The organism is Streptomyces shaanxiensis, from assembly GCF_039537145.1.
GTDB classification, from domain to species: domain Bacteria; phylum Actinomycetota; class Actinomycetes; order Streptomycetales; family Streptomycetaceae; genus Streptomyces; species Streptomyces shaanxiensis.
Genome location: NZ_BAAAZY010000012.1, coordinates 275,056 through 286,908 on the forward strand (window position 1 = coordinate 275,056; position 11,853 = coordinate 286,908).

Below are 11,853 nucleotides of genomic sequence, written 5' to 3' on the forward strand. Positions count from 1 at the left end.
GGTCTCTGACGCTTGGAGGGCTGTCGGGGCGTTCGTACTGCCGTGGGAATTTCCGAATTCGGGCACGCGGAGGCCCTTTCGGGCGCCGGTTCGGTCGTAGGCTGCCGCGCATGTGCGGAATCGTGGGATACGTGGGGTCGCAGTCGGCGCTTGAGATCGTGATGGCCGGGCTGAAGCGGCTGGAGTACCGGGGGTACGACTCGGCGGGCGTCGCCGTTCCGGCGGACGGGGGGCTGGCGGCGGCCAAGAAGGCCGGGAAGCTGGGGAACCTGGAGAAGGAGCTGGCCGAGCGGCCGTTGCCGACCGGGACCACCGGGATCGGGCACACGCGGTGGGCCACGCACGGAGGGCCCACCGATGCGAACGCGCATCCGCATCTCGACAACGCCGGGCGGGTCGCCGTCGTGCACAACGGGATCATCGAGAACTTCGCAGCTCTGCGGGCCGAGTTGACGGAGCGGGGGCACGAACTCGGCTCCGAGACGGACACCGAGGTGGTCGCGCATCTGCTGGCCGAGGAGTTCTCCGCCTGTGCCGATCTCGCCGAGGCCATGCGGCTGGTGTGCCGGCGGCTGGAGGGGGCCTTCACCCTCGTCGCGGTGCATGCCGATGAGCCCGACATGGTCGTCGGCGCCCGGCGGAACTCGCCTCTCGTGGTGGGCGTAGGAGAGGGTGAGGCCTTTCTCGCCTCGGACGTCGCCGCGTTCATCGCCCATACGCGGTCGGCGATCGAGCTGGGGCAGGACCAGGTCGTCGAGCTGCGGCGGGACGGGGTGACCGTCACCGGGTTCGACGGGCGGCCGGCGGATGTGCGGCCGTATCACATCGACTGGGACGCCTCGGCCGCGGAGAAGGGGGGCTATGACTACTTCATGCTCAAGGAGATCGCCGAGCAGCCCAAGGCGGTCGCCGACACGTTGCTGGGGCGCATCGACGCGGCCGGCTCGCTGACGCTGGACGAGGTGCGGATCAGCGCCTCCGAGCTGCGGGAGGTCGACAAGGTCGTCATCGTCGCCTGCGGCACGGCCTTCCACGCCGGGATGATCGCCAAGTACGCCATCGAGCACTGGACGCGGATCCCGTGCGAGGTCGAGCTGGCGAGCGAGTTCCGGTACCGGGATCCGATTCTGGACGCCCGTTCGCTGGTCATCGCCATCTCCCAGTCCGGCGAGACCATGGACACCCTCATGGCGCTGCGACACGCCCGCGAACAGGGCTCCAAGGTGCTGGCGATCTGCAACACCAACGGTTCGACGATCCCGCGCGAGTCGGACGCGGTGCTGTACACCCACGCCGGGCCGGAGGTGGCCGTCGCCTCGACCAAGGCGTTCCTGACGCAGCTGGTGGCGTGCTACTTGGTCGCCCTCTATCTGGGACAGGTGCGGGGCACCAAGTGGGGCGACGAGATCGGCGCCGTGATTCGCGATCTGTCGCAGATCTCCGGTGCGGTCGAGCGGGTGCTGGAGACCATGGAGCCGGTACGGGAGCTGGCGCGGACGCTGGCCCACAAGAACACGGTGCTGTTCCTGGGCCGCCACGTGGGCTATCCGGTGGCGCTGGAGGGCGCGCTGAAGCTGAAGGAGCTCGCCTATATGCACGCCGAGGGTTTCGCGGCGGGTGAGCTGAAGCACGGGCCGATCGCGTTGATCGAGGACGATCTGCCGGTGGTGGTGGTAGTGCCGTCGCCTCGGGGGCGCTCCGTGCTCCACGACAAGATCGTGTCCAACATCCAGGAGATCCGGGCGCGGGGTGCGCGGACCATCGTGATCGCGGAGGAGGGGGACGAGGCGGTCGTGCCGTACGCCGATCACCTGATCCGGATTCCGGTCACGCCGACTCTGCTGCAGCCGCTGGTGGCCACGGTGCCGCTGCAGGTGTTCGCGTGTGAGCTGGCGACGGCTCGCGGCAACGAGGTGGATCAGCCGCGGAATCTGGCGAAGTCGGTGACGGTGGAGTGAGCTGCGCTCGAGGCCTGAGCGCATGAAAGGGGCGAACGGCCGACTGCCGTTCGCCTTGACGGATTCCTTGGGCTTGACGTTGACGAGCGAGCTGCAGTCCGGCTTCGCTGACGGGCTGGAGCTGCGTCCGGAAGTCACCGCGGCTGACGGGTCGCCTGGGGGTGCTCACCGTTTCCGTTGGTCGTCCACTGCGTTCGCCCTCCACACCGCCGCCTGAGGCAGGAACCGGTGCTCGGTCGCGTGCGCTGCCATGCGGGCGTTCCGGGCCTCCGCCTCCGGGCCGTCCGGCAAGTGGAATTCGCTGCCCGCCCGTGCGGAACGGGCCTGCATGCTCGTGGCGCCCGCCAGCCGTCGGCGGACGTAGCGGTCGAGGGCGTCGGGTACGTCGGTCGGCGTCGCGCCCGTGAGGACGTCGCCCAGTACCGCAGCGTCCAGGATCGCCTGGGCCGCCCCCTGGGCCTGGAACGGCACCATGGCGTGGGCGCTGTCGCCGAGGAGGGTCACCCGGCCGAGGTTCCAGCGCTCGAGCGGGGTTCGGGTGTGGATGCCGTAGCGGAAGACCTGGCCCGCGCGTTCGAGGACGCTCAGCACCCGGGGGTCCCAGTCGGCGAACTCGTGCAGTTGCTCTCCGGGTTCCGCCCGAGCGGTCCACGACTCCTGGGCCAGTTCCCGCGTGCTGAACACAGCCACGACGTTGAGCAGTTCGCCGCGCCGCACCCAGTAGTGGACGAAGTGGCGGTCCGGGCCGAGCCAGGCGGCGAGCGGCGGCAGGCCCAAGTCCTTCACCTCGTGCGACGGCAGCAGAGCCCGGTACGCGACCGTTCCCGAGAACGCCGCCTCGTCCTCGCCGAAGAGCCACTGGCGGGCAGCGGACCGGATGCCGTCCGCGGCCACCACGAGGTCTGCGGTCAGGCGTTCGCCCGTCGCCGTCATCACCTGGGCGTGGTCGTCGTCCTGGCCGATCGCGACGACCGTCGTGTTCAGGCGTACCGACTCCGAGGGCACCGCCGCGGCCAAGGCGCTGTGCAGATCCGCCCGGTGGACCACCAGGTACGGCGCCCCGAACTCCTCCTCCGCCTCGCGGCCCAGCGCGTAGCGGCAGATCTCCGACCCGTCCGACCAGGTGTGGAAGCTGACGTGGGCAGGGCGGGCGGCCTGGGCGGCGACCGCGTCCAGTACGTCCAGCCGGCGCAGTTCCCGCGTGGCGTTGGGGGCCAGTTGGATTCCGGCGCCCACCTCCGTGAAGCGTGCTGTCTGCTCGACCAGCGTCACCTCGACACCCGCGCGGCGCAGGCTCAGTGCCGCGGCCAGTCCTCCGATTCCCGCGCCCACGACGACCGCCCTCATGCCATGCCCCCGCCACGGGATCGGCTCAGTGCGGCACGCGGGTCGCCGCCGTCGTATCGCCTCTCGTCAGCACGGTTCGTCTCCGCCCCGAACCTCTCAACCCCGTACATCCCGCCAGGCCCCCGGAATCCCCTCGGCCACGTCATGCGCCCCCACCGGCGCCCCGTCCGCCGCGAATCTCGCCGACAGGCCATGGAGATACGCAGCGACGCTCGCAGCGTCCACCGCCGTGAGTCCCGCCGCCAGCAGTGATCCCGCCAATCCCGACAGCACGTCCCCGCTTCCGGCCGTGGCCAGCCAGCCGGTTCCCGTGGGATTCACCCGGACCGGGCCCGCGCCCCCGGAGTCGGCCACCAACGTCGTCGACCCCTTCAACAGCACCGTCGCCGCATACCGCCCCGCCAACTCCCGTACCGAAGCCAGCCGAGCCCCCTCGACCTCCTCCCGTGCCACCCCGAGCAGCGCCGCCGCCTCTCCGGCGTGCGGGGTCATCAGGGTCGGTGCCGTACGGGCACGTACCGCCTCCGGGTCGGCCAGCCGCAGCCCGTCCGCGTCGAGCAGGACCGGTACGTCCGTCGCCAGCACCTCCGCCACCGTCGCCGCGTCGTCGCCCGCCCCGGGGCCGGCCACCCACGCCTGCACGCGGCCCGCCTTCTTCGGTCCCCGGTCCGACACCAGCGTCTCGGGAAACCGGGCGATGACCGCGTCCCCGGCCGGACCGACGTACCGTACGGCCCCCGCCCCGCCCCGCAACGCCCCCGCGACCGCGAGCACGGCGGCGCCCGGGTAGCGGGCCGAGCCGGCCGCGATGCCCACGACCCCTCGCCGGTACTTGTCCGTCTCCGCCGCCGGCAGCGGCAACAGCCGTGCCACGTCCGTGTGTTGCAGTGCCTCCAGCTCCGTCGCGTCGGCCGGCAGCGCGAGACCGATGTCCACCAGCCGCACCACACCGGCGTACTCCCGCGCCGGATCGATCAGCAGCCCCGGCTTGTGTGTGCCGAAGGTGACCGTCAGGTCGGCGCGCACCGCCGCGCCGCGTACCTCGCCCGTGTCCGCGTCCACGCCGCTCGGCAGGTCCACGGCGACCACGGCGGCCCTCGATCGTGCGGCCGCCGCGGCCAGTGGTGCCGCCTCCGGGCGGAGCCCGCCCTTGCCGCCGATCCCGACGATGCCGTCCACGACCAGGTCCGCGCGCTCGATCAACTCCTCGGCGGCGTCAACTCCCCTGACCACGCCGCCCGCCCGCTTCAACGCCGCGAGACCCCCGGCGTGCGCCCGTTCCGGCGACAGAAGCACGGCCGTGACTCCCGCCCCGCGCCTGGCCAGTCGGGCCCCGGCGTACAGGGCGTCGCCGCCGTTGTCGCCGCTGCCGATCAGCAGGACGACCCGGCTGCCGTACACCCGGCCGAGCAGATCCGCGCAGGCGGCGGCGAGTCCGGCCGCCGCCCGCTGCATCAGCGCGCCGTCCGGAAGCCGCGCCATCAGCTCCCGTTCGGCCGCCCTTACCGTCTCCACGCTGTACGCAGTCCGCATGTGACCGAGTCTTCCGTACTCCTCCGTCCGCACTCTTGCGTCCGCGGCGGAGCTCGTCGCATCCATTGACGCTTTGCCGTGCCTTTGCCAAACTCACCGGCCCCCACAGCGTGAATCGATTCAGTCGAAATGAGTTCGACGAGATCGGTTCGATGAGAGGAAACCCCCCATGGGACGCAGAGTTCCCCTCCTCGCCGCCGCCGGTGCCACCGCTCTCCTCACCGCCCTCGGCACCCTCACCGCCCCCACCCCCGCCGCGGCCGCCGCCTGCGGCGAAGGCTCCTACCAGGCCGAAGCCACGCTCAGCGGCAGCACCTGGACCGCGCGGCGCGGCAGCAGCACCGTGTACACGGGCGGTGACATGCGGGCCGCCGTCCAGGCGGCCGTGAACAGCCTGACCTCCGGGCGAACCGCCAAGGAGCGGGTGGTGGTGCGGGGTTCGGGGTCGATGTCCGCCGGGTCGCGCATCTCCCTGCCCAGCTACACCGTGCTCGACGTCTGCGGCACCATCAACGTCACCGGCAGCGGCTCCGGCGACCAGGCGCCCGTCTACTCGCGCGGCACCCGGGACGTCGAGGTCCAGCATCTGAACCTCACCGGCAGTCCGCTGTACGGCGTCTTCATGCGCAACGTCGAGAACGTGGTCCTCGGGCAGATCGACATGCGGCTGTCGGCCGGGCTGGGGGTGCGCATCGACAACCGCGGCAACACCAGCCAGTGGACGCGGAACGTCCGTATCGACAACGTGTTCGTCTCCGGCGCCTCCAGCCACGCCGTGGAGACGTACGGCGTCGACGGCATCACCATCGGGACGGTGACCGCCCGGAATGTCGGCGAGTCCGGGCTGTTGTTCAACCAGACCGTCAACGCCACCGTCGGCAAGGTCGACGCCGAGAACGCGGGGACCGGCACCGGGTACGCCGCCTTCCGCATGGCCAACCGCAACGGGCGCGTCGGCAGTTCCTACCCGACCAACATCCGGGTGGGCGAGGTCATCGCGCGCGGCGGCGGGCGCGGGGTGTTCTGCGTGTCCGAGAGCGGCGGGGCCGTCATCGACAAGGTGACCCTCAACAACACCGGCAACAACTCGGTCCTGATCGAGAACTGTTACAACGTCAACCTCGCCGCGCAGGGCGGGACCATCACCGGCGGTGGTGAGCTGCGGCTGGCGGCACGGTCGGAGTTCGCGAACAACCGGGACATCACCGTCCAGAACCTGACCGTGACCAACTCCTCCATCAGGGAGAGCCCCTGCGGCGAGAACACCACGTTCCGGAACATCACACGGGTGAACACCGGTCAGTCCATCTGCTGACGCGGACCTCACGGGTGGCGGAGGCTCAGCCCTCCGCCACCACCACCGCCGACGCCACCCCGGCGTCATGGCTCAGCGACACATGCCAGGACCGCACGCCCAGTTCGGCCGCCCGGGCCGCCACCGTCCCCGTGACCCGCAGGCGTGGCCGGCCGCTGTCCTCGACGAAGACCTCCGCGTCGGTCCAGAGCAGACCCGCCGGTGCGCCCAGTGCCTTCGCGAGGGCCTCCTTCGCCGCGAAACGCGCCGCGAGCGAGGCGACGCCCCGGCGTTCGCCGCTGGGCAGCAGCAACTCGCTCTCCAGGAAGAGCCGTTCGGCCAGCCCAGGGGTGCGCTCCAGCGCCGCCCCGAATCTGTCGATCTCGGCCACGTCGATTCCGACCCCGATGATGCTCATGCCGAGCACCCTATGGGTCATACGGTTCTTCGAAAGATGGTCCTCAAAAGAGTGACCCCGCCGCGCGGCATCTCCCGCACAGCGGGCCCTCACGCTTCTGTGACCCCATGATCAGCGGACGTATCGCATGTCGGAGCATCGCCGTGGTGCTCGCCGCGGCCACCCTGCTGCCCGTCGGCAGCGCGTCGGCCGACGACCCCGTGCCCCCGGCTTCCGGACCGCAGGGCGAACTCATGCCCCCGCCCGCCGGGCTCGTACCCCCGTCTGCCGGACCGTCGGCCGAACCCGCGCCTCGGGATCCCGGGCCCCAGGCCGAACCCGTACCCCCGGTCTCCGGACCGCAGTCCGAACTCGTGCCCGGCGTCCCCCTGAACTCGCTCCAGCTCTGGCAGACCGACACGCCCGACCAGGCGCTGCCGCCCAAGGTGTACACACCCAGCGCCGCGGAGGACGCCGTCGAGCCGCAGGACGCGGCGGAGGGGACGTACGACCGCGTGGAGTACGTCCCACGCGAGGACGCCGTCGAGGACGTGGAGTGCAGCGAGCGGACGGGCCCACAGCAGCGGCAGGTCGAGGAGTGGCTGAAGCTGGAGGTGGACGGGGAGCAGTCGGTCGCCGACTGCCGGGCCATCCGCGCGTTCCAGACCAAGCACAAGATCGAGCCCGCCAGCGGGTTCGCCGGGCCGGTGACCTGGGCCACCATGCAGCTCATCTCGGCCCGGAAGAACCCGAACGCCGACAAGAGGTGCCCGGTGCGGAAGTACCGGGTCGCCTGTGTCGATCTCGACCGGCAGCTGATGTGGGTGCAGCACGGCCGGGAGGTCGTGTTCGGGCCCGCCTCGATCCGCAGCGGACGGGAGGGATACGGGACGCGGACCGGGTGGCACGCGATCTACTGGCGGCACAAGAACCACGTGTCGTCGCTGTACCACAGCCCCATGCCCTACTCCCAGTTCTTCAACGGGGGCCAGGCCTTCCACGGCGTCTACGGCAGCCTCTTCACTCCCGTCGGTTCGAGGGGCTGCGTCAACATGACCCTGGACGACGCCCGGGCGCTGTGGGGGGTGCTGAGGAAGGGCGACCGGTTGTACGTGTGGGGGCACAGGCTGGAGGAGTAGCCCATGGATCCCGGCGCGGCGGCGTTGTCGGACCCCTCTGAGACACTGGGGGCGCCATGACAGAAACAGCAGCCCTGCGGACCGCCCCCCTGCGCGCCCGCGCCGAGATCGATCTGGCCGCCCTGCGGGCCAATGTGCGGACCTTGCGCGCCCTCGCGCCGGGTGCGGCCCTGATGTCCGTCGTGAAGTCGGACGCGTACGGCCACGGAGCGGTGCGGTGCGCCCGCGCCGCCGTCGAGGCGGGCGCCCAGTGGCTGGGCACGGCCACGCCCGAGGAGGCCCTCGTGCTGCGCGCCGCCGGGCTGGACGGCGTACGGATCATGTGCTGGCTGTGGACGCCGGGCGGGCCCTGGCGGGAGGCCATCGAGGCCGACCTCGACGTCTCCGTGAGCGGGATGTGGGCCCTGCGGGAGGTCACCGAGGCCGCCGGGCAGGCCGGCGCCGCCGCGCGCGTACAGCTCAAGGCCGACACCGGGCTCGGACGCAACGGCTGCCAGCCGGGTGAGGACTGGGCCGAGCTGGTCCGGGAAGCCCTGCGCGCGGAGGCCGCCGGGCTCATTCGCGTCACCGGGCTGTGGTCGCATTTCGCCTGCGCCGACGAGCCCGGCCATCCCTCCATCGCCGCCCAGCTCTCCCGCTTCCGGGAGATGGTGGCGTACGCCGAGACACAGGGCGTGCGTCCCGAGGTGCGGCACATCGCCAACTCGCCCGCCACGCTCACCCTCCCGGACAGCCACTTCGACCTGGTGCGCACCGGGATCGCGACCTACGGCATCTCGCCCAGCCCCGAGCTCGGCAGCCCCGCCGACTTCGGGCTGCGGCCCGTGATGACGCTGTCGGCGTCCCTCGCGCTGATCAAGCACGTGCCGGGGGGCCACGGCGTCAGTTACGGCCACCGCTACACCACCCCCGGCGAGACCACCCTCGGCCTCGTCCCCCTGGGCTACGCCGACGGCGTCCCGCGGCACGCCTCCGGCGCCGGGCCCGTCCTGGTCGGCGGCAAGTGGCGGACGGTCGCGGGGCGGATCGCGATGGACCAGTTCGTCGTCGACCTCGGCGGGGACGAGCCCGAGCCGGGAGCGGAGGCCGTGCTGTTCGGGCCCGGCGACCGCGGCGAGCCCACCGCCGAGGACTGGGCGCAGGCAGCGGGCACCATCGCGTACGAAATCGTCACCCGGATCGGAACGCGCGTTCCGCGCGTCTATAGGGATGCGTCCATGTGATGCGGGCTCGTGACGCGGTCAGGTGACGCGGCCATGTGGTGCTGCCACGCGGTGCGTCTACGTGATGGTGGTCCTAGGAATGCGTGCGCGGGCATGCGTCCATAGGAGTGCGTCTATGTGAATGAGGAACGAGACGGGTAACCCGTAGCGGAACAACGCAACAGAACACCGGCACCATCCACCACCGACGTCACACCGGCACCAGCCGACCATCTGCATGACCCAGCGAAGAGGAGCGGTACGTGAGCGAGAGCAGCGCGGAGGCCGTCGCGGCCGTCGCCTCCGCCACGGGGGCGGCCGCGAACTGGCGCAGGGCCACCGGCTTCGCCGGGGCGGCGATAGGCGTGATCGCGGCGGGCGCCGCCGCCGGTGTCGCCATAGAGCGGATGACGGTGGGCCGGGGCATGCGGCAGAAGGCACGCCTCGCGCTGGACTCGGCGGGACCGTACGGCTCGCTGCGCGGCACACCCGGCAAGGCGCAGGCCGAGGACGGCACGGAGCTGTACTACGAGGTCGACGACATCGACCCCGAGGCCGCCTCCGCCCTCACCCCGCGCCGCCGACGGCTCTTCGGCCGCAAGGCGCCCGCCCCCGTCACCGTCGTCTTCAGCCACGGCTACTGCCTCAACCAGGACTCCTGGCACTTCCAGCGCGCCGCGCTCCGGGGCGTCGTACGCACCGTGCACTGGGACCAGCGCAGCCACGGCCGGTCCGCGCGCGGCGTCGCCCAGACGCAGGAGGGCAAGCACGTCGACATCGAGCAGCTCGGGCGCGACCTGAAGGCCGTCATCGACGCGGCCGCACCCGAAGGGCCGCTGGTGCTGGTCGGGCACTCCATGGGCGGGATGACGGTCATGGCGCTGGCCGACCAGTACCCCGAGCTGATCCGCGACCGCGTCGTCGCCACCGCCTTCGTCGGTACGTCCTCCGGGAAGCTCGGCGAGGTCAACTTCGGGCTGCCCGTCGCGGGAGTGAATGCCGTACGGCGGATCCTGCCGGGCGTGCTCAAGGCGCTGGGGCAGCGGGCCGAGCTGGTCGAGAAGGGGCGCCGGGCCACCGCCGACCTGTTCGCGGGGATCATCAAGCGGTACTCGTTCTCGTCCCGGGACGTCGACCCGGCCGTCGCGCGGTTCGCCGAGCGGATGATCGAGGGCACGCCGATCGACGTGGTCGCGGAGTTCTACCCGGCCTTCGCCGACCACGACAAGGACGAGGCGCTCGCCCTCTTCACCGACATGCCGGTGCTCGTGCTGGCCGGGGTGGGCGACCTCGTCACGCCCAGCGAGCACAGCGAGGCGATCGCCGACCTGCTGCCGGACGCCGAGCTGGTCCTGGTGCCGGACGCCGGGCACCTGGTGATGCTGGAGCATCCGGAAGTGGTCACCGACCGTCTGGCCGACCTGCTCACCCGCGCGGGTGCCGTGCCCGCAGGGGCTACCGTAAGTGGCTATGGAAGCACCAGCAGCACCGCGCAACGCGGGTGACATCGAGCTCACCGTCACTACTCCCGACCAGATGCGGGAACTGGGCCGCCGCCTCGCCAAGCTGCTGCGCGCCGGCGACCTCCTGATGCTCAGCGGGGAGCTCGGCGCGGGCAAGACGACGCTGGCCAGAGGCCTCGGCGAGGGCCTGGGCGTCAGGGGCGCGGTCACCTCCCCGACCTTCGTGATCGGCCGTGTGCACCCCTCCCTGGGCGACGGTCCGCCGCTCGTCCACGTCGACGCCTACCGGCTGTCCGGCGGCCTGGACGAGATGGAGGACCTCGACCTCGACGTCTCGCTGCCCGAGTCGGTGATCGTCGTGGAGTGGGGCGAGGGCAAGGTCGAGGAGCTGACCGAGGAACGCCTTCAGGTCGTGATCCACCGGGCCGTCGGCACCGCGTCTTCCCGGGGGGCGACCCCCGGACTTCCGGAGACCGACGAGGTGCGGCACGTGACCGTGACCGGGCTCGGGGAGCGCTGGGCGGCCGTGGATCTGAGCGTGCTGTCCGCCTGAGCGCTGGATGGGCCGGGTGATCCGGATGAACATTCCGACAAGACGTCGGCAAGATGTCGGCAAGATATTGCATTTGCGGTCTTGCACGTGGTCACATGGTATCCAGTCCGTAGTTAGGTCTACCTAACTACGTCCCCTCCCGGCCCCAGGAGGCGTCCATGTCGGCTTCGGAGAACAAGGTCCAGCAGCGGCCGCACGTGGTTGCCGGGGTGTCCATGCGTGATCTGCTGGCGGCCGGTGCCGCCGCGAACCTGATCTCCACCCCGCCGCGGGTTCCTGAGCCGGTGACGAACCGGCCGCCGGCCGAACACGGGCATCGTGAGAAGCGCGGGCACCACCAGGAACACGGGCACCGCGAAGCCGCTTAGGGGATCACTGCCACCGCGCGGCCGATCGTCGCGAAGTCCCACATCGCGTTGCCGTCCTCGCGGGACTCGCGGATGCCGCCCGTCTTCAGCGCCGGGTCGGGCGCGGGCATCGAGCCGTCCACGGCCGCGCTGAAGCCGATGGTGATGTCCTCCACCTCGGTGAAGCGGACGACGTGTTCGACGGGGGTGCCGTCGGTGCCGGTGATCGCGTTGGAACGGGACGTGACCGCGTAGACGCCCGGCGCCGGGTCGACCGATCCGGGGGTGACGCGGAACGTGCGCTTGACCGAGTCACCCTCGCCGACCAGCCACACCCGGTCGTCGTCCACCGAGTACACGACCCGCACACCCGTACCGGACCCGGCGGGCAGCGCGGCGGGGTCCTTCCGGTCGCGGGGCGTCTTGGAGGTACCCACGACGGGTGAGTTGTCCGCGTGCGGCTTGCCCAGGCCGGCCGGGACGCTCGCCGAGGCCTGGTACGCGAGGAAGCCGACGGACGCGAGGGCGGCCACGGTGAGCCCCGCCACGAATCCGGAGCTGCTGCTTGCCACCGTCGCCCACCTCGGTTGTTCGGTCGTACGTCGCGCTTTCGCTCGACC

11 protein-coding genes are annotated in these 11,853 nt (G+C 71.5%); 7 read left to right on the forward strand and 4 right to left on the reverse strand.

Translation table 11 applies throughout. The features are described from left to right. The first annotated feature begins 110 nt into the window (after positions 1-110). Positions 111-1,958 carry a glutamine--fructose-6-phosphate transaminase (isomerizing) gene (gene glmS / locus ABD932_RS24345; RefSeq protein WP_345015635.1) on the forward strand — a complete coding sequence of 616 codons (1,848 nt, stop codon included), beginning with the start codon at positions 111-113 and terminating at the stop codon, positions 1,956-1,958. A 165-nt stretch (positions 1,959-2,123) separates the two neighbouring features. Here the strand turns inward: glmS and ABD932_RS24350 are convergent, their stop codons facing one another. Both ABD932_RS24350 and ABD932_RS24355 read right to left on the reverse strand, forming a co-directional pair. Further along, positions 2,124-3,305 carry an FAD-dependent monooxygenase gene (locus ABD932_RS24350; RefSeq protein WP_345015636.1) on the reverse strand — a complete coding sequence of 394 codons (1,182 nt, stop codon included), beginning with the start codon at positions 3,303-3,305 and terminating at the stop codon, positions 2,124-2,126. 96 nt (positions 3,306-3,401) lie between these two features. Further along, positions 3,402-4,838 (reverse strand): NAD(P)H-hydrate dehydratase, encoded by a 1,437-nt coding sequence (locus ABD932_RS24355; protein ID WP_345015637.1) that lies wholly within the window; start codon positions 4,836-4,838, stop codon positions 3,402-3,404. A 169-nt stretch (positions 4,839-5,007) separates the two neighbouring features. Between ABD932_RS24355 and ABD932_RS24360 the strand changes: the two genes are divergently transcribed. Next, positions 5,008-6,153, forward strand: coding sequence for a hypothetical protein (locus ABD932_RS24360; RefSeq protein WP_345015638.1), 1,146 nt, complete (start codon positions 5,008-5,010; stop codon positions 6,151-6,153). A gap of 25 nt (positions 6,154-6,178) precedes the next feature. On the opposite strand, the gene ABD932_RS24365 is transcribed toward ABD932_RS24360, so the two are convergent. Continuing rightward, positions 6,179-6,550, reverse strand: coding sequence for a holo-ACP synthase (locus tag ABD932_RS24365; protein ID WP_345015639.1), 372 nt, complete (start codon positions 6,548-6,550; stop codon positions 6,179-6,181). Positions 6,551-6,657: 107 nt separating this feature from the next. Between ABD932_RS24365 and ABD932_RS24370 the strand changes: the two genes are divergently transcribed. The 5 genes from ABD932_RS24370 (at position 6,658) to ABD932_RS24390 (ending at position 11,254) form a co-directional block, all read left to right on the forward strand. After that, entirely contained in the window at positions 6,658-7,668 is a 1,011-nt protein-coding gene (locus tag ABD932_RS24370) for a L,D-transpeptidase family protein (RefSeq protein WP_345015640.1), read from the forward strand. A gap of 56 nt (positions 7,669-7,724) precedes the next feature. Next, positions 7,725-8,891, forward strand: a complete 1,167-nt coding sequence (gene alr, locus ABD932_RS24375; protein ID WP_345015641.1) for an alanine racemase — start codon at positions 7,725-7,727, stop codon at positions 8,889-8,891. Between the two features lie 242 nt (positions 8,892-9,133). Next, positions 9,134-10,375, forward strand: a complete 1,242-nt coding sequence (locus ABD932_RS24380; protein ID WP_345015642.1) for an alpha/beta fold hydrolase — start codon at positions 9,134-9,136, stop codon at positions 10,373-10,375. Beyond that, positions 10,341-10,886, forward strand: a complete 546-nt coding sequence (tsaE, locus tag ABD932_RS24385) for a tRNA (adenosine(37)-N6)-threonylcarbamoyltransferase complex ATPase subunit type 1 TsaE (RefSeq protein ID WP_345015643.1) — start codon at positions 10,341-10,343, stop codon at positions 10,884-10,886. Before ABD932_RS24380 ends, tsaE begins: the two co-directional genes overlap by 35 nt. A 158-nt stretch (positions 10,887-11,044) precedes the next feature. After that, on the forward strand, positions 11,045-11,254 hold the full coding sequence (locus ABD932_RS24390; protein ID WP_345015644.1) for a hypothetical protein: 210 nt from the start codon (positions 11,045-11,047) through the stop codon (positions 11,252-11,254). Here the strand turns inward: ABD932_RS24390 and ABD932_RS24395 are convergent. Further along, positions 11,251-11,805 carry a hypothetical protein gene (locus ABD932_RS24395; protein ID WP_345015645.1) on the reverse strand — a complete coding sequence of 185 codons (555 nt, stop codon included), beginning with the start codon at positions 11,803-11,805 and terminating at the stop codon, positions 11,251-11,253. The genes ABD932_RS24390 and ABD932_RS24395 overlap by 4 nt on opposite strands. Between the last annotated feature and the right edge of the window lie 48 nt (positions 11,806-11,853).